Source organism: Sporosarcina obsidiansis, from assembly GCF_009651005.1.
GTDB classification, from domain to species: Bacteria; Bacillota; Bacilli; order Bacillales_A; family Planococcaceae; genus Sporosarcina; species Sporosarcina obsidiansis.
The window spans coordinates 1-18075 of record NZ_WHVW01000010.1 but is presented as its reverse complement, the minus strand read 5'-3'; the positions used below and the strand labels follow the sequence as shown (position 1 = coordinate 18075).

Below are 18075 nucleotides of genomic sequence, written 5' to 3'. Positions count from 1 at the left end.
TTCAATAGCTATAGCTTTATGATAAACATTCTGAACAATTAGTTCAATGCTGATCATCAATAATCTGTGCGACCTGATAGCTTTCAAGATCCCATCCAGTTGCTTCACCGAGTGCTAATTGGGATAAAAGCTTACCCACAAACGGTCCGATCGTTAAACCCGAAGAACCCAAACCATTCGCAATCCAAACATTTGGATGATCAGGCAACGCACCTATAATTGGCATGAAGTTTGGCGTATGAGGACGAATCCCAACTCGCACTTCAGCAATTTCAGCTTCGCTTAGTAAAGGAGCCATAGGTAACGCTTTCGATAGCACTTCTAGTATACCACCAGCTGTAGGCCGAATATCAAAATCATCCGTTTCTTCATGTGTTGCACCCGTCACAAATTTCCCTTCTTGGAAAGGCACAATATATTGCGTGGTGGGCGGCATAATAACTGGCCAATCACCTGATAATGTATAGTCGGTCTGTAAATGAAGAATTTGGGCTTTCTGTCCAAAAACCTGTAGTTTCTTTCCTAGAGGTTGTGTAAATTCATTGGCCCATGCGCCTGCCGCTAAAATGAATTGGTCACCTTCGATAATCTGATCTTCCACAATTACCCCTCGTACACTTCCTGCTTTTATGTATGGAACTGCATTGCCCTTTATGAGTTGCACCCCTCTTTTCACTACTATGCGCTCCAACGCGTCTCGTAGTGCCCTGCCATCAACCTTGGCCCCACCTGAAATTCGTACAGAACTGTATTCTGCTGATAGAATAGGAAAGTACTTCGCTGTTTGGTCAGCATCTAGTAACTCCACTTCGCCAATTTCTGCAGATATTTTTTTACGTTCTTCCAGTAAGTCGGCTTTTTTTCGCAGACGTTCCCAGTCAGTATGGATAGCTAGAGTGCCCACCTGTTGATATCCTGTTTCCGACTCTCCGGCCTCTTCCAATGAATGAATGAATTTAGGATAATATGCGGCTCCTGCTGCAGCCAGTGTATACCAAGCTTTATTTCGACGTTGTGAAGCCCATGGACAAATAATACCCGCTGCCGCTTTCGTTGCTTGCCCTGGTTCCTGTCTGTCGATCACGATGACTTCAACATCTTGACTTGAAAGGTGATACGCTGCCGAAATCCCGACAATTCCTGACCCAATTATGATGATTTTTTTCATATAAAACTACTCCTTTTTTGAATACGATTCAAAATCGACAAATTTTTCACTTTATTTTTTTGAAAAAAGCAGTATAATAAGTCTATTCGAAAAACTATTTTCGGAATATTCCACATCCTGAGGAGATCTGATGATTATGACAAGATTACCTATACAAATAAAACTAACGCAAAATAAAAAAGAAAAGCCTGACCCTACTACTTTAGTCTTTGGTAAAACATTTACGGATCATATGCTGGTCGTAGATTATGAGGAAGGTAAAGGCTGGCATAGTCATCGTGTCGTTCCATATGCTCCCCTTACACTTGATCCTGCAGCCATTGTCTTGCACTATGGACAGACCGTTTTCGAAGGAATGAAAGCATATAAGTCGGTAGAAGGAACAATCCGCCTCTTCCGTCCAGAAGAAAATATGAAACGGCTAAACTATTCACTTGACCGTTTGTGCATGCCACGAATCGACGAAGAAAATGCGTTATATGCGCTTAACCAGCTTTTGCAAATCGAGAAGGATTGGATTCCTACACTAGATGGGACTTCATTATATATTCGACCTTTTGTAATTGCAACGGAAGCTTTCCTTGGCGTAGCTCCAGCGAAAAAATATCAATTTTATATGATCCTGTCACCTGTAGGCTCGTATTATAAAGAAGGTATTCACCCTGTAAAGATTCTAGTTGAAAATGAATTTGTTCGTGCAACAAAAGGTGGAACAGGCAGCGCCAAAACAGCTGGTAACTATGCTTCAGCTTTAAAAGCACAGGAAGTGGCAGATCAACAAGGTTATTCACAGGTGCTTTGGTTAGATGGCGTGGAACGAAAATACGTAGAAGAAGTTGGTAGCATGAATATTTTCTTCAAAATTAACGGTGAAGTCATCACTCCTGCGATCAATGGTAGCATTCTTGAAGGGATTACACGAAAATCTATCTTGCAGCTTCTGCGTCACTGGGAAGTGCCTGTAGCCGAACGAAAAATATCTATGGATGAAATTCGAGACGCCTATGAAAACGGCCAGCTGGAAGAAGTATTTGGTACCGGAACAGCTGCTGTCATCTCACCAGTAGGCGAACTCAATTGGGACGGCTATAAAATGATTATCGGTAATGGGGAAACAGGAGAACTTTCCAAAAAGTTATATGATACGCTTACTCATATCCAAACCGGTCAAGAAACCGATCCTTTTAATTGGGTATACGAAATCAAAAAAAATCCGACACAACAACTTGCTTAATTACACACGAAAGAGAGGCTATCTGAGAAATCATTTCCAAATGACTTTTCGGATGACTCTTTTTTGTTTATCCAGGGCTTTCTAGATAGAGTAAATATGCGATGAACGGCTGGTTTGATTCGCGAGTAGTTTGAATCGTACGACTTAACCAATGTGTGGTACTAAGGGGTTTTAATACAGTTCGATGATTCGTTGGAGCGTACCTCTACTTCTCTATCCAATCACACGAGAAAAGGCTGTCACTGAAAGTTATTACTTTTTCAGGACAACCTTTTACACTTTTATACAGATAATAACGCTGCATCACTAGTTAACTGCTCACCACGAATTCGCTGGAATTCATCCATTAGCTTCGCAATCGTCAAATGTTGCTTTTGCTCTTCTTCTACTTCCAAGATGATCTGTCCCTTATCCATCATGATCAAACGATTTCCAAGATCCAGTGCTTGCTGCATATTATGAGTCACCATTAACGTCGTAAGTTTGTCTTTCTCTACTAATCTCTTTGTCAAATCGGTAATTAGCTCTGCACGGGAGGGATCAAGTGCTGCCGTATGTTCATCGAGTAACAGGATAGATGGTTGAGTAAACGTAGCCATCAGCAATGACAGAGCCTGTCGCTCCCCGCCAGACAACAAACCTACTTTAGCGGTCATTCGATTTTCTAAATTTAAATGCAAGGTTTCGAGTGATGTACGAAATAAATCTTTCCGTTTCTTGTCGACACCTCGATGTAATGAACGACGCTTATTTCGAGAATACGCCATAGCAAGATTTTCCTCAATGGTCATCGTGGGTGCTGTGCCTGCCATTGGATCTTGAAACACGCGACCAATCATTTTAGAACGCTTGAACTCAGCTAATTTCGTAACATCTTTACTATCAATATAAATATTTCCAAAATCCGGCATCAGCGCGCCAGAAATCATATTCATCATCGTAGATTTTCCGGCTCCGTTACTACCAATGACCGTAACAAAATCACCTGGTTGCAAATGAAGATTAATCTGATCTAGCGCCACTTTTTCATCCGGGGTTGATTCATTAAAGATTTTATTGATTTGATCTAGTTTCAGCAATGCTATTCACCCCTTGTGTCGCTTTCATTTCCATTCGCTCAGCCTGTCTACGTGCTTTCCGAACTTTTTCACGTCTCTTGTCTAGGATCTGCGGAATAATTAATGCTGCTATAACGATGACCGCGGTGATCAGTTTCATATCACCTGAATCGAGAATCTTCACTCGCAAAGAAAGCCCTAAAACAATTCGATAGATGACAGCTCCGATAATAACTGCCATTGTCGTACGAAAAATCGTCTTTGTTCCAAAGATCGCTTCTCCAATAATAACGGATGCAAGACCAATAATTATCATACCGATTCCCATGCCATTATCAGCAAATTTTCCATACTGTGCAATCAGCGCGCCTGAAAATGCTACCAGTGCATTGGAAATTCCTAACCCTAAAATTACGAGTGTATCCGTATTTGCAGAAAAACTACGGATCATTTTTTTATTATCACCTGTTGCACGAATCGCCAATCCAACTTCTGTCTGTAAAAACCAATCGGCAATCACTTTAATCAGGATCGTAACGAGAATCATTAAAAATAAAGTCCCCCAAGTGGAAGGCAAATGTTCAATACCTATCCCTGATAGGAAACCATTAATCGCTCCATCAATTCCTAAACTACTCCAAAATTCTTGAAACTTACTGAAAATTGTTTCTGCATTTAAGAGAGGAATATTCGGGCGACCAACTGAACTTTCAGTAGTCAGTCCCATTATCCGAAGGTTTATCGAGTAGAGGGCAATCATCATGAGGATTCCGGATAAAAGTGGATTGATTTTTCCTTTGGTATGTAATAAGCCTGTTATACATCCCGCAAAAAACCCCACGATAATAGCGGTAAGAGTTGCAACGAGGGGATGATAATCAAATACGATCATTGTAGCCGCCACAGCTGCTCCCGTTACGAAACTTCCGTCCACCGTTAAATCTGGAAAATCAAGCACTCGGAATGTAAGATACACTCCGAGCGCCATGATCGCATAGATGATACCCTGCTCAACTGAGCCAAAAACAGCTGAAAACATGCAAGATCATCTCCTAGTTTATTCTACAGTTTCTGCATTCCAATCGTCTTGGATTTCTAGACCAATTGTTTCAACAGTCTGTTTATTAAGCATTAATTTCAAATTCTGTGGTACTTGTACAGGTAATGATTCAGGAGAAGCTTCTCCTTTTAGAATCTTCACTGCCATTTCGCCTGCTTCATATCCGATATCGAAATACTCAAAACCGTAAGCCCCTAATCCGCCACGTTTGACAGAGTCAAACTCTCCGACCATCATAGGAATTTTATTGTCATTGGCAACGGAAACTACTGATTCTAAAGCTGACACTACTGTATTGTCTGTGATGATGTAAAACGAATCAACCGAACCAATCAATGATTCAGCAGCTTGTTTTACATCTGCTGACGTAGCAACAGAAGCCTCCACTACTTCCATATCCATGTCTTTTAAGATTTCTTTCACGTGATCTACTTGAAGGCGTGAGTTCTGTTCACCCGAGTTGAAGATCATACCTACTTTTTTTGCACTTAGATTATCTTTTAAGAATTTCATAGTATTTGCAATAGCATCCGGATGATTATCAATTGTTCCGGTCACATTTCCGCCTGGTTCTTCATTAGAAGCAACCAGTTCAGCTGCTACTGCGTCCGTGACAGAAGTGAAGACAATCGGAATATCCTGGGTTGCACTAGCTGCTGCTTGAGCACTTGGTGTAGAGTTAGCAAAAATTAAATCTACTCCTGCACCTGCTAAGTTATTCGCAATAGTTGAGTTCGAACTATTATCGTTTTGCGCATTTTGTATGTCGTATTCCACATTCAAACCTGCTTCTTCAATTGCCTTTTGAAAGCCTTCAAATGCAGCATCTAAAGAAGGGTGTTCAACAATTTGCGTCACACCAATTGTGTATTTTTCTCCATCTTTTTCTGTATCATCATTTTGATCGTTTGTCGACGAACCTGATGACTCCTTTTTTCCTCCACACGCAGCCAGAATGAGCACAATACTGAATAGTGCCGCTGCATAAGTCATCCAACGTTTCTTCATTCAAAATCCCCCTTACTTTTCTCTATCACCCTGTCGAATTAATCAGAAAAGGCAATAATTATACGTAATCGTACACTCTACTTACCTATTCGTCAATGCATTATTCTATATTTTACGTAAATTCTCATAAGTAAAAGAACACTTCTAGACATATTGTTTATAAATTCCAAAAACTTCATTTAGAAAGATTACATTATACATAGAAGTAGCCAAGTGCTTTCTGCAACGCTTGGCTACTTTTATTATAATTTAGTCCTGATATTATTCATAAAGTTCGTAGTTTAAGAATTGTTTTGTTCGCTGAACTTTCGGCGCAGAAAAGATTTCTTGAGGACTTCCTTCCTCGACAATCGATCCTTCATCCATAAAAATTACACGGTTTGCGACATGGCTGGCAAATTCCATCTCATGCGTCACAACGATCATAGTCATATGTTCTTCTGCCAACTTTTTCATTACATGCAAAACTTCTTTGGTTAACTGTGGATCAAGCGCAGACGTTGGCTCATCAAACAATAAAATATCAGGATTCATCATTAATGCCCTAGCGATTGCTACCCGTTGTTTCTGTCCTCCAGAAAGTCTTGAAGGGTATTCATCTTGTTTAGAGGATAACCCCACCTTTTCTAGCAGTTCAACACTTCGTAAGCTATAATCCTGAGATCGTTCTTTTTTCACCAACTTAGGCGCTAACTCTAAGTTCTGTTTAACTGTCAAATGAGGGAAGAGGTTAAACTGTTGAAACACCATTCCCATTTTGGCTACTACTTTTTTGCTATCTATGGGCTTGGAATACACCCCATCCTTCACAAGAAAGTCACCGTCCACCGCTATACTTCCTCCATTCACTTCTTCTAATTGGATCAAACTTCTAAGCATAGTACTTTTACCAGATCCTGATGGTCCGATGATTGCCAGGACATCATTTTTCTCCACTTCAAATGTTAAACCTTTCAAGACTTCTAACGGACCGAAAGATTTCTGTAAGTTACTAATTTCAATGAATGACATAGTTTTCTCTCCTCAATCGTATTGCAGCTTTCTCTCCAAATATTTGAATACCATTGTCAGCGCAAAAGCAATCAGCAAATAGATCCCTGCTGCAATGAAAAACGGGATAATTGTAAAATCTCGATTGACCACCGTCTGCGCATAATGCAGTAGTTCAGGAACCGCTACGGCGTATAATAAGGCCGTATCCTTTACTAAAGAGACTGATTCATTGGCGATAGGAGGTAATGTCACTCGGAACATTTGCGGTAAAATTACTCGCACAGTCGTCTGCGATTTTGTTAAACCTAATACTTGAGAAGCTTCATACTGTCCTTTATCAATAGAAAGCAATCCACCACGAAATATTTCTGCAAAATAGGCCGCGTAATTTAAAATAAAAGCCAACGTAGCAGCGACAAACCGATCCAATACTAAATATTCTCCGATTACCGGCAGAAGTGGTAAACCAAAGACAAAAAACAATAGTTGCAATAACAAAGGAGTCCCACGCATGATATATATATAGGATTGCGCTAAGAAAGAAATTGGTTTCATACTACTTCTTACGGCAAGTGTCAGCAAAAAACCCAGCGGAATCGAAAGAACAATGGCGAGTACAAATAAAAGTACAGTCGCTTTAGCTCCTTCAAGCATAGGGATCAGCATAGACATAAAATATTCATAGGTCATCTTTTAATTCCTCCAAAAACCGGTTAAGGGTTCCATCATATAGAGCCACAGAAAGTTAGAGCTACTAACCTTCTGTGGCAAAAATTACACGTTTCCATACGTTCACATTTCCTTAACGTAACACTTTATCTTCTCCAAACCACTCTGTAGAGATTTTAGCAGCCGTACCATCTTCATTCATGGTCTCCAATGCTTTTTGAAGATTTTCTAGTAATTCTTCATTGCCTTTCTTAACACCGATGCCATACTCTTCAACTGCTAATGAACCGTCAAGTTTTTTGAAGACGCCTTCTTCAGTCGTCATATAGTAATCGATGACGACTTCATCAATGACAACCGCATCCAACCGGCCAGTCTTTAGGTCTGTCAGTGCAAGCACATTATCCGCGAACTCTGTAACGGTTTTCACTTTCTCATGTATAGGATGGCTTTCTAATGCAGGTCCGGCAGAAGATAGCGCCTGTAAGCCCACTGTTTTTCCTTCTAGTTCTTCTACTGCTTGAATATCTGAGTCTGCTAATGTCACAACGACTTGATTATTATCCAAGTAAGGTTTTGTAAATAATACTTTTTCTTTACGTTCATCTGTAATTGTGTACCCATTCCAAATTAAATCAATTCGTCCACTGCTCAATTCTGTTTCTTTTGTTTTCCAATCGATTGGTTGGAATTTGGCTGTAACATCCATATGCTCGGCAGCCGCTTTTGCCATGTCAATATCGAAACCTACTAGTTCATTTTTTTCATCTCGGAATCCCATAGGCGCAAATTTATCATCTACACCGATGACGATTTCTTTGCTTTCTTTGTCTTTCCCAGCATCTGAAGATGACGTATCTCCGTCAGAAGACTTGGATCCACATCCCGCAATGAATAACAACACTGCAGCCAACCATAACGTAAATGTTACTTTTCTCATCTCTTTCCCCTCTCCCTCTTAACCCTTTATCACTTTAACGAGTTAATATACTACTAAAATAACATTAGATGCACGAAATGAAAAGACCTTTCTTCATTTGTTGCCTAATCATTAGCATAGAAAAAAGAATAGACATTGGCCTATTCTTTTTTCTATTATTTAGTTCGTCTAAACACCTTATGCCCATCATAAGAAAATATCAGTGGTTTGTTCTCAAGTACCGTCTCCATATGCACGATACGACCCCACAGATGATGAATGTGTGGCAATACGTGTTCTAGATATGGAAGGTCTAATTCGGTCTGCTCATAACGATGGACAAGATATAATTCCCCATTACGCATATAATCGCCATCTTCCACAACTATATAAGGAAAACCACCGTTCACTCTACTACCAATCAATTGATTCCGTACATTATCTGCTTGTTTGTCAGAAACTGTATACAAATTCTCTTCCTTTTGGAACACATACATATCTTCTTCCTTAATTAAATCATCTGTTAAATAGTTACGAATAAATGATGTATCATTTTCAATTTCTCTCGCTTCGAAAATTTTTTCACGACCTGTCATAGCTCGTTCGCCTTTCCGTTCTGCCTCTGTTGCCAACTGATTATGACGCCTTTCAATGTCCTCAAAAATTTTCACTCCGAGATAATACGGATTGATGGATGTTTTAGAAGGCTGGAGAACATTCGCATTGAGCTTTGCGAATTCAATTGTCTCGGATGGAGTTAAATCCATTTCCCGCAATATTTGTTGATGCCAATAAGAAGCCCAACCTTCATTCATAATTTTCGTTTCCAGCTGTGGCCAAAAATACAACATCTCTTCCCGTAACATGGTGAGAATATCAGCCTGCCAATCATCCAAATTTCTACTATTCTCTAAAATGAATAGTAAAATATCTTTCTCTGGTTGTTCAGGATTTTTTTTATTCATCTCAATTGCCTGCTGTCCAGGAATCGGCCGCTGATCTAAATCCCACAAATCATCGTAAGCAGTTCTTCTAGGTTGATCACGTTCAAAAAGAGATGGAGAAGGCTTGATATCACGAACGATGCTCGGATCAATATGTTCTTGAACAGCCAATACGGCATCCAAAAACTTCTCTACTCGCTGCTTCCCATACCGAATTTCATAGTCAGCAATACGCTCTGCCGTAGCCGCCATACTTTCGACCATGTCTTTTCGCGTCTTGGAAAAATAGATATTATTTTTAAAGAAATCACAATGTGCCAATACATGAGCAATGATCAATTTATTTTGAATTAAACTATTCGTATTCAGTAAAAACGCATAGCATGGGTTGGAATTTATAACTAGCTCATATATCTTACTTAGTCCTATGTCATATTGGAGCTTCATTTTATGAAATTGCTTACCGAAACTCCAATGTGTGAAACGAGTTGGCATCCCGTAGGCACCAAACGTATATAAGATATCTGCCGGACAAATTTCATATCTCATGGGGTAAAAATCCAGTCCAAATCCACTGGCAATTTCGGTTATTTCTTCAATAGCACGTTGTAAAGCTAGTTGTTCTGTCAGCGGAATCCCTCCGTTCGCTTTTCAAAAAACTTCTTCAGGGCAAAGTAAACATCTCGATTTTTCTGTAAAATATAGTAATTAAACTTTGGATGTTCTATTGATTTATATGCTGACATTAACGTGGACATTCTACGATGTTCATTTACTTCTGCATAACCAAACATGTTAGAGATCGCTAATAATTCATCCACATATTCTAGACATTTACGGTTATCACTCGTCATATTTTCTCCATCAGAAAAGTGCACTGGATAAATATTATAACTCGATGGGGGATACGACTCTTTGATGACTTGCAAAGCTTTTTCGTATGCAGAAGAGCATTTTGTTCCGCCACTTTCACCCTTATTGAAGAAATTTTCTTCCGTCACCACCTTCGCTTCTGTATGATGCGCAATAAATTCGATATCCACTGTCTCATATTTTGTGCGAAGAAACTTTGTCATCCAGAAGAAAAAACTCCTGGCCATATACTTTTCAAATTTCCCCATAGATCCACTCGTATCCATCATTGCTAAAACTACTGCTTTAGACTGTGGCTTCTCTACAGGATTCCAGGTTTTGAATCGCAAGTCATCTTCCATAATGGGAGCAATTACTGCTTTTCCTTTCATGGCATTGCGCTTAATGGCTGATAACAATGTACGCTTTTTATCCAAATTACCAATCAGTCCCTTTTTCCGGATATCCGTAAAATCGATATCCTCAATAGTCGTGATTGATTGTTCTTTCTGCTCCAAATTAGGTAACTCTAATTCTTTAAAGAACATTTCTTCCAACTCTTCCATTGAAACTTCTGTCTCATATATATCTTGACCCGGTTGATCGCCTGCTTCTTTTCCAGCGCCTTCTTGTCCTTGCTTTTGCTCCCCCTGCGCCACGACATCTCCAACTTTACTGTCGCCCTTTCCTTGTCCCACATGCTTAGACTTGTCATGGTTATAGCGAATCTTAAACTCATCTAACGAGCGAATCGGAATTTTCACCATGTCTTTTCCATTGGAAAGGATAATATTTTCTTCACTAATCAAGTCTGGTAAATTACTTTTCAATACTTCTTTAATTTTGTCTAGATGGCGTTGCTGATCCTGGTGGCCTTTACGATGGAGAGACCAATTTTCCTCGGTAACAACAAAGCGACTTTTCTGGTTTTCTTCCATTCGAATCCCCGCCTATCTCTCGAACAATTTGTTTCCCTATCATATGCGTTAGATGTTTGAATATTGACTAAATAGAAAGAAAACGTAACTACTTAGGTAGACCAAGAATAAGGGTTTTCCTAAATAAACTGAAATAAGAGAGGCTACTCCAAAATATTGTTTTATGGACGCAGAAACGCTCGCTTAGATTCTCCGCCCTATCTTCTTTCGCTCATGTTTAATAGGAGCAATGAGAGCGGTCTGTGTTTACTATTTCTCTTTCCTTGTTTCAAAATGATATCGCGACACATTTTCCAAACGATCTGGTTACTTCATTTTCTCAGTAATTTACACTACATAACTTTTTTACTATGTATGCTGTCCTACATTTTCCGAGCAATTAAGACAAACTTTTGTGAATTTTTCATTCACCAATTTAGATAACACATTCATTCCCAACAACCACATGATATTTTTTCGTCTCATACCATAATGAAAAAATACAGGTCTATTATGCCGCAGATATGCAAGACATCACGTAAAGTAGGCATACAAAAAAAGCTTTGTGATTCGCTATTATTGGAATAGGTATAAAACAACTACCTAAAAAGCGATGCAACAACTTATGATTTACACTAAATACCTATCTATGGATTCAAATCACATAGTGACCCTTCACAAAACAGGCATCATCCCAAATCCCCAAAATACACAAACATTCACAAAACAACACAAACAAATATGAAAAATATTACAAATAAATATATCTGTGACTAAAAAAACCTTATATTAACGGTTATTTAGAGGTTACCAAATTTTCTAAATCATATTGACAATTTGTATTGGTCACTTTAATATGTTAAACATACCTCAATAACAGTCATGAACAGTCATGAACAGTCATGAAACAAAACAAAACCACAACTAGAAGTAATTAGGAGGAATTTGATGACGCAGGCAAAGACACAGGTTAAAAAATGGTTTACACTTTTTATTTTAATTTTAGGTGGGGGGACGATATTTAAACTTTCTTCATTAAAAGATGCCTTTTATATACCAATGCAAGAGCATTTTCATCTTTCACACACACAAATTGGTTTGGCATTATCTATTTACGCTCTAGTACAAACCATTGGAATCATATTTTCTATTTATATTGCGCAACGTTTTTCGAAGAAAATACTCCTCCCTATAGGTTTAATCGGAACTGGGGTCGTCGGTATTTATTTATCCACCTTCCCGTCCTATTATGGAATCCTACTTTCATGGGGAATTATGGCATTGTTCGCAGAAGTAATTTTTTGGCCCGTTCTAATCAAAACTGTTAAATTATTAGGCAACTCAGATGAACAAGGAAGAATGTTTGGATTTTTGGAAGCTGGAAGGGGTGTTATTGATACGATAATTGCCTTTTCAGCATTAGGCATATTCATTTGGTTAGGTTCTGGTGTAGTTGGATTTCGAGCAGCTATCTTATTCTTTTCAGCAACCGTAATTATAGTAGGAATTATTACATACTTCTTCGTTGAACACGATTCCATTGTCCCTGATGAGGATGAAAAAGAATTAAGTAAAAATAAAATAGCTCTAAAGGGCGCATTGCAAGCAATTAAACTACCTGAGTTATGGGTTGTTGCATTTACAATCTTTTCGGTTTATAGCGTATATGCTGGATTGACCTATTTCATACCCTTTCTTAAAGAAATTTACGGTATGCCAGTCGCATTAGTAGGAGCCTACGGGATTATAAATCAATATGGATTAAAAATGGTGGGAGGACCAATTGGTGGATTTTTAGTTGATAAAAAATTTCGATCTGCTTCCAAATATCTTCGCTTCACTTTTTTATTAGCTGTTATAGCTATGGTTATATTTATCATGCTGCCACATGAAACAATGAATGTATATCTCGGTATGACAGCAACACTTGGATTTGGTGCGATTATATTTTCACAACGGGCTGTATTTTTCGCTCCCTTAGATGAGATTCATATACCTGAAAAAATTAGTGGGGCTGCTGTTTCTGTAGCTTGTTTAGTAGGTTACTTCCCTTCTATATTTGCATTTACGATGTACGGAAGTGTCTTGGATCATAATCCTGGTATGTCCGGCTATAGAATAGTGTTCATGATTATGATTGCATTTTCAATCATCGGTTTCTTCATTAGTCATTATCTTGTTCATATTATTAAAAAGAAAAAGGATATTGCTGTGTAATAGATATTTTTTGGAGGGGACTTTTATGAAACTAGGATTAGAGACTGAAAGCTATCATCTATATTTCCAACATCATCGAATGGATATATTTGATTTCATTCATAAAACTGTCGATTTGGGGTTAGATGGTGTGCAGATCAATATTATTGAAGATTTACATCTCGATCCAAATTGGGGAACGTTAGGAAGCAATCATCCAGAACACTTAAAAAAAGTAAAAGGTTTATTAGATAAATATCATTTATTTTGTGAAATTGATTGTCGAGGGATTGAGTATAATCATCTTAAGGAAATTATTGAAGTAGCCGATAAAATAGGTGCAGACGTAATCAGGACATACATTAATAGAGGTCATTATGATAAAGTAAAAACAGATCATGCATATATAGAACTAAAGAAAGTCGTCCCATTGTTAAAAAAGTACAGAATTAAATTAGCAATTGAAAATCATGAAGAAGAAACTGCAGATGAAATTATTAGTGTTATACAGGCAGTTGATAGCCCTTGGATCGGGGCATTATGTGATAATGGCAATGGAATGATGGCTTGGGAAGACCCCATTGTTACAGTCAACAAACTGGCTCCTTATTCCGTTTCAAGCCACTTCAAGGATCATTTCGTCATCCATGATGGAGAGGATTATCGAGTAAGCGGTTGCCCAATCGGAAAAGGAAACATCAATGTCGATGAATGCTTCAAAATTTTAGTTGAACATTCGACATTGCAAAGAATAAATATTGAAATGTGCCATCCTTATGTATCGACTTTCAAGAGGCCAATTGGAACAGGGGGAGTTAACTCGCTTGGAAACGGGGCATTTAAAGTAGAAGAGCCATATTTCCCATTTGAATTGATAGCTCCTTTAGATTCTTATTATCCAACAGAAGAACTTTTGGAGAAAATGCTAGTAGATCAGGACAACGGAGTGAAAGAATCAGTAAAAGTAGTAAAAGAATTGAGAGACAAATATTGCAGATAAAGAATGACAAGTTAAAAATAGCCTCACGATACTGATGATGAATTTTAGAAAAACAATAACTAGGAGAAGATTGCATATTGTTACTATCAGAAGAGCGTAAAATAGAAATCATTGATGAATTGAATCGAACTGGAAAACTAAAAGTAGCTGAGCTAGCAAGGAAGTTTAAAGTCTCACCCGAAACAATAAGGAGAGATTTGACTTTTTTAGAAGAGGAAGGAGTATTAAAACGCGTTTATGGTGGAGCTATTAAATCTCCCTATCAAATGGGAGAACCTCCATTTTTACATAGAACGGAAGTTAATACGAATGCAAAAAAAGTGATAGGAAAGCTAGGGGCAGACCTCGTTTTGGATGGCGATACTATATTTATCGATACAGGCACGACGGCTGCAGAATTAGCTCTTCAAATACGAAATAAAGAAAATGTTCGAATTTTAACAAATTGTATTCCTGTTGCAATAACTCTTATGGATTCGCTCAATAGAAAGCTTTTTTCTGGTGAAGTTATTTTATTGGGTGGAAATTTAGATCCTATTCAACAGTCAATTAGCGGTCAATTGTCTGAACCGATCATAGAAAATTTCAATTTAGATAAAGCGTTTATATCAATAGGTGGCATTTCATTAGTCAAAGGCATTAGCGATTATAATTTAAATGAATGTTTGCTCTCAAAAAAAGTGATTGCTAACACTAAACAAGTTGTCGTGTTAACAGATCAATCCAAAATAGGTGTTCAGGCATTATGCAAAATAGCTCCGTTATCCGATGTTGATGTTGTAATATGTGATCAAGAGTGTCCTGCATCTTGGAAGAACGATATAATGAGTTTGGGCATTGAATGGATTTCCGGTTCATATTAAATAGAGTGAAATCTATTGTATTTGGCAAGTAGTGACCATGCATTGATCTAAGCAATTGGAACAGTAAAAGACCAACAGTGCCAAATATGCAAACTGTTGGTCTTTTATCGCGTCTTCGTGATCTCAGCATATATACGTGTAAAGTGATATCTAAACTGGATTCCGTATCCTTAATTCAAGGACCTTGTTTGGCATAATTACCGGTTCAGTAAACTGCCAACATAACGCAAAAGTTCATTAGCAGAAACCGAATTATAGCCATGCTCATCAATCAGTCGAGCCACCACTTCATTCATCTTCTTTAGCTGCGTTTCGTCAGGTGTAGCAGATGTGGTAGTAATCTTGACCACGTCTTTTAAATCAGCGAACAGCTTCTTTTGTATCGCTTCTCTTAAGCGATCATGTGAACGATAATCAAAGCGCTGATTCTTGCGCGCATATGCAGAAATTCTAATCAATATCTCTTCCCGGAACGCTTTCTTGGCATTCTCCGAAATCCCAATTTGTTCTTCGAGAGAGCGCATCAATTTTTCGTCAGGATTGACTTCTTCACCTGTTAATGGATCTCTCAATTTGTTCTTATTGCAATAAGCTTCAACATTATCTAAATAGTTATCCATTAAAGTTTTAGCAGATTCTTCATAGGAATAGACAAAAGCTTTCTGTACTTCCTTTTTGGCGATTTCATCATATTCCTTACGAGCCATAGAAATATAATTCATGTACATATCTCGATCCTCTGCTGAAATAGAAGCGTGCTGATCAAAGCCATCCTTTAATGATCGCAATACGTCTAACGCATTAATGCTTGGTACTTCTTTGCGAATAATAGCAGAGGAAATTCGATTAATCACATAGCGAGGATCGACCCCATCCATTCCCTCATCCATGAATTCGTTCTTCAATTCTTCTGTGTCCGCATCATTAAAACCTTCTACGCTTTGCCCATCATAAAGCCGTAGCTTTTTCAAACGGTCGATCCCTTGTTTCTTAGACGCTTTCAAACGAGTAAGAACCGAGAAGATAGCAGCTACTCTCAAGGCATGGGGAGCGATGTGAACATGTGCCATATCACTTTCTCGTATCATTTTCTGATAAATTTTTTCCTCAGCACTTACTTTCAGATTATACGGAATCGGAATGACGATGAGTCGCGAGTGTAACGCTTCATTTTTTTTATTGCTGATGAAAGAGCGGTATTCGGTTTCATTTGTATGGGCTACAATCAGTTCGTCTGCACTAATTAACGCAAAACGCCCTGCTTTAAAATTCCCTTCCTGCGTCAAGGATAATAAATGCCAGAGAAACTTTTCATCAAGCTTCAACATTTCTTGGAATTCCATCATTCCCCGGTTTGCTTTATTCAGTTCCCCATCGAATCGATAGGCTCTCGGATCAGATTCGGAACCATATTCTGCAATCGTGGAGAAATCGATGCTTCCTGTTAAATCTGCAATATCTTGAGATTTAGGATCTGATGGAGTAAAGGTACCAATCCCCACTCTGCGATCTTCAGAAAATAAAATTCTTTCTATTACTACATCTTCAATTCTACCTTCATACTCTTCTTCAAGACGTAATCTATTCAATGGAGACAGACTGCCTTCAATGCGAATTCCATACTCCTCAAAAAATGAATCACGCAAGGTGGTTGGTATGAGATGTAAAGGATCTTCATGCATCGGACAGCCTTTAATCGCGTACACAGCGCCTTCATCGGTGCGCGAATACTGCTCTAACCCGCGTTTCAACATCGTGACGATTGTAGATTTCCCACCACTGACAGGACCCATCAATAAAAGCACACGTTTCTTGACATCTAGACGTTTAGCCGCAGGGTGAAAATATTCTTCCACCAACCGTTCAATCGACTCTTCCAGACCAAACAATTCTTCGTTAAAGAACTGATAGATTTTTTGACCGTTCTGCTTTTCAACCCCCGCACTTTCAATCATTTCGTAAATTCGCGAATGAGCGGTTTGCGCAACTTCTTTACGTTCCTTTAACAACTCCAAGTATTCTTTAAACGTACCTTCCCACTTCAACTCATTTTCTTCTCTACGGTAATTATGCAATTGATTTAAAATATCCAACGGCTCTCCTCCAATTAGGCTGTGATGTATTATCGTATGCCCGTACAGGAAAAATGATTCTTTCTGATTGGAGAACAACTTCTAACTTTTTTTCTTAAAGATATAGATTTCCACCACACATGTACACTCTAAGAAATTGTAATTAGAAATCTACTCAGCTACGTGACAATAAAACTAACTATCTAATACGAAAACTTAGAGGAATACCTGTAAATAGATACTTTCTTTCAAACATGCAATTAAATGAATAAAATCAGACTGTAGACAAAGGAAAAGAAAGAGGGAAAGGTACCGTTGATCTACGTTCCAGACGTACGCTTTCCGGAGGGCGTGGCTTGAGCCAATCGAACAGCGAAGGATTCGATTTGTATAATTTCTGCGGCTTTTTGCAGAAATTATACAGCGGTGCTCCTAACGCTACGACTTTCGCTCCCTGCGGGGGTTCAAGTCTCACGCTGATCCTCTCGGAGTAAATTTTGCCGCGGGCTCACACGAAGTGAGTCATGCAACCGTTGCCGCAGGACGCGGCGAAATTAGGTTGCCTTCCACTACGATCAACTAGCGTAATTCTTTGGTTTTTTAAGAGGATCGGCCATTTCTAGTTCGTAAAAGAGAGTATTGTTACCTTTTTGAGAATTGTTAGAGACTAATATCAATGAAAAAGTTAAAGTTAATGAACGAACCTTTTATTAGGATTTGTCTACAAGCTGGAATAAAATAGATATACATAATGAAAGCATTCACAAGCAAAGGCGCAACTGCGGGGTCAGCCATAGTCAAGAGACAACGAGCGCCCTTTGCTTGTTGGCTCTCTAGTGTAAGGCAATCCCTCAGCGCCGCAGCGGTACTAGGACCACTCTCCCTACACACTAAATATATTTACTCAGTAACCGTCAACTATAATTAGAAATATCTTTTATTCACACTAGGCTCTTTTCAGATATTCCGGTAAAATAGAAAGTATTGGATGTAGCAAAGGGGAGTTATATGAAGAAACAGCATAAAAAAGAAACACTAGGCCATTTTAAACTGTACCCTATAAGATGGACACTTTGAAAAAGTCCCTCTTATAGGGTATTTTTGTTTATACATGAAAAATGA

General features: G+C 38.5%; 14 protein-coding genes. 4 read left to right on the top strand and 10 right to left on the bottom strand.

Annotated elements, in window-relative coordinates; all coding sequences use genetic code 11:
- Positions 1-43 precede the first annotated feature (43 nt).
- A complete protein-coding gene (locus tag GD002_RS09665; RefSeq protein WP_153732163.1) occupies positions 44-1168 on the bottom strand; it encodes an NAD(P)/FAD-dependent oxidoreductase in 1125 nt (374 codons plus the stop codon).
- Positions 1169-1304: 136 nt separating this feature from the next.
- Between GD002_RS09665 and GD002_RS09660 the strand changes: the two genes are divergently transcribed.
- A complete protein-coding gene (locus GD002_RS09660) occupies positions 1305-2402 on the top strand; it encodes a branched-chain amino acid aminotransferase (protein WP_153732162.1) in 1098 nt (365 codons plus the stop codon).
- A gap of 281 nt (positions 2403-2683) precedes the next feature.
- Here the strand turns inward: GD002_RS09660 and GD002_RS09655 are convergent, their stop codons facing one another.
- The 8 genes from GD002_RS09655 to yhbH all read right to left on the bottom strand — a co-directional run bounded on the left by GD002_RS09655 (position 2684) and on the right by yhbH (position 10843).
- On the bottom strand, positions 2684-3481 hold the full coding sequence (locus tag GD002_RS09655) for an ABC transporter ATP-binding protein (protein WP_153732161.1): 798 nt from the start codon (positions 3479-3481) through the stop codon (positions 2684-2686).
- Positions 3456-4499 carry an ABC transporter permease gene (locus tag GD002_RS09650; protein WP_153732160.1) on the bottom strand — a complete coding sequence of 348 codons (1044 nt, stop codon included), beginning with the start codon at positions 4497-4499 and terminating at the stop codon, positions 3456-3458. The genes GD002_RS09655 and GD002_RS09650 overlap by 26 nt, the downstream gene beginning before the upstream one ends.
- Before the next feature lie 18 nt (positions 4500-4517).
- Positions 4518-5528: an ABC transporter substrate-binding protein gene (locus GD002_RS09645; protein WP_153732159.1), complete on the bottom strand. Its 1011-nt coding sequence runs from the start codon at positions 5526-5528 to the stop codon at positions 4518-4520.
- A gap of 261 nt (positions 5529-5789) precedes the next feature.
- Complete coding sequence (locus GD002_RS09640) at positions 5790-6539, bottom strand: amino acid ABC transporter ATP-binding protein (protein WP_153732158.1); 750 nt, start codon at positions 6537-6539, stop codon at positions 5790-5792.
- A 12-nt stretch (positions 6540-6551) separates the two neighbouring features.
- Positions 6552-7211 carry an amino acid ABC transporter permease gene (locus GD002_RS09635; protein WP_153732157.1) on the bottom strand — a complete coding sequence of 220 codons (660 nt, stop codon included), beginning with the start codon at positions 7209-7211 and terminating at the stop codon, positions 6552-6554.
- Positions 7212-7323: 112 nt separating this feature from the next.
- Positions 7324-8130 (bottom strand): amino acid ABC transporter substrate-binding protein, encoded by an 807-nt coding sequence (locus GD002_RS09630; protein WP_153732156.1) that lies wholly within the window; start codon positions 8128-8130, stop codon positions 7324-7326.
- A gap of 155 nt (positions 8131-8285) precedes the next feature.
- A complete protein-coding gene (locus GD002_RS09625; protein ID WP_194841550.1) occupies positions 8286-9683 on the bottom strand; it encodes a SpoVR family protein in 1398 nt (465 codons plus the stop codon).
- Positions 9680-10843 (bottom strand): sporulation protein YhbH, encoded by a 1164-nt coding sequence (gene yhbH, locus GD002_RS09620; RefSeq protein ID WP_153732154.1) that lies wholly within the window; start codon positions 10841-10843, stop codon positions 9680-9682. Before yhbH ends, GD002_RS09625 begins: the two co-directional genes overlap by 4 nt.
- A gap of 927 nt (positions 10844-11770) precedes the next feature.
- Here yhbH and GD002_RS09615 point away from each other — a divergent pair.
- From GD002_RS09615 to GD002_RS09605, 3 genes are all read left to right on the top strand, one after another.
- Positions 11771-13039, top strand: coding sequence for an MFS transporter (locus GD002_RS09615; protein ID WP_153732153.1), 1269 nt, complete (start codon positions 11771-11773; stop codon positions 13037-13039).
- A gap of 25 nt (positions 13040-13064) precedes the next feature.
- Complete coding sequence (locus tag GD002_RS09610; RefSeq protein WP_153732152.1) at positions 13065-14018, top strand: sugar phosphate isomerase/epimerase family protein; 954 nt, start codon at positions 13065-13067, stop codon at positions 14016-14018.
- Between the two features lie 77 nt (positions 14019-14095).
- Positions 14096-14881, top strand: a complete 786-nt coding sequence (locus GD002_RS09605) for a DeoR/GlpR family DNA-binding transcription regulator (protein WP_228548347.1) — start codon at positions 14096-14098, stop codon at positions 14879-14881.
- Positions 14882-15078: 197 nt separating this feature from the next.
- On the opposite strand, the gene GD002_RS09600 is transcribed toward GD002_RS09605, so the two are convergent.
- Positions 15079-16974, bottom strand: coding sequence for a PrkA family serine protein kinase (locus GD002_RS09600; RefSeq protein ID WP_153732150.1), 1896 nt, complete (start codon positions 16972-16974; stop codon positions 15079-15081).
- Positions 16975-18075: the final 1101 nt, after the last annotated feature.

Bases quoted from the DNA above. Each gene is read 5' to 3' on its own strand.
- GD002_RS09645 (WP_153732159.1), bottom strand. From the start codon at position 5,528: ATGAAGAAACGTTGGATGACTTATGCAGCGGCACTATTCAGTATTGTG.
- GD002_RS09610 (WP_153732152.1), top strand. From the start codon at position 13,065: ATGAAACTAGGATTAGAGACTGAAAGCTATCATCTATATTTCCAACAT.
- GD002_RS09640 (WP_153732158.1), bottom strand. From the start codon at position 6,539: ATGTCATTCATTGAAATTAGTAACTTACAGAAATCTTTCGGTCCGTTA.
- yhbH (WP_153732154.1), bottom strand. From the start codon at position 10,843: ATGGAAGAAAACCAGAAAAGTCGCTTTGTTGTTACCGAGGAAAATTGG.
- GD002_RS09615 (WP_153732153.1), top strand. From the start codon at position 11,771: ATGACGCAGGCAAAGACACAGGTTAAAAAATGGTTTACACTTTTTATT.
- GD002_RS09650 (WP_153732160.1), bottom strand. From the start codon at position 4,499: ATGTTTTCAGCTGTTTTTGGCTCAGTTGAGCAGGGTATCATCTATGCG.
- GD002_RS09665 (WP_153732163.1), bottom strand. From the start codon at position 1,168: ATGAAAAAAATCATCATAATTGGGTCAGGAATTGTCGGGATTTCGGCA.
- GD002_RS09660 (WP_153732162.1), top strand. From the start codon at position 1,305: ATGACAAGATTACCTATACAAATAAAACTAACGCAAAATAAAAAAGAA.
- GD002_RS09635 (WP_153732157.1), bottom strand. From the start codon at position 7,211: ATGACCTATGAATATTTTATGTCTATGCTGATCCCTATGCTTGAAGGA.
- GD002_RS09630 (WP_153732156.1), bottom strand. From the start codon at position 8,130: ATGAGAAAAGTAACATTTACGTTATGGTTGGCTGCAGTGTTGTTATTC.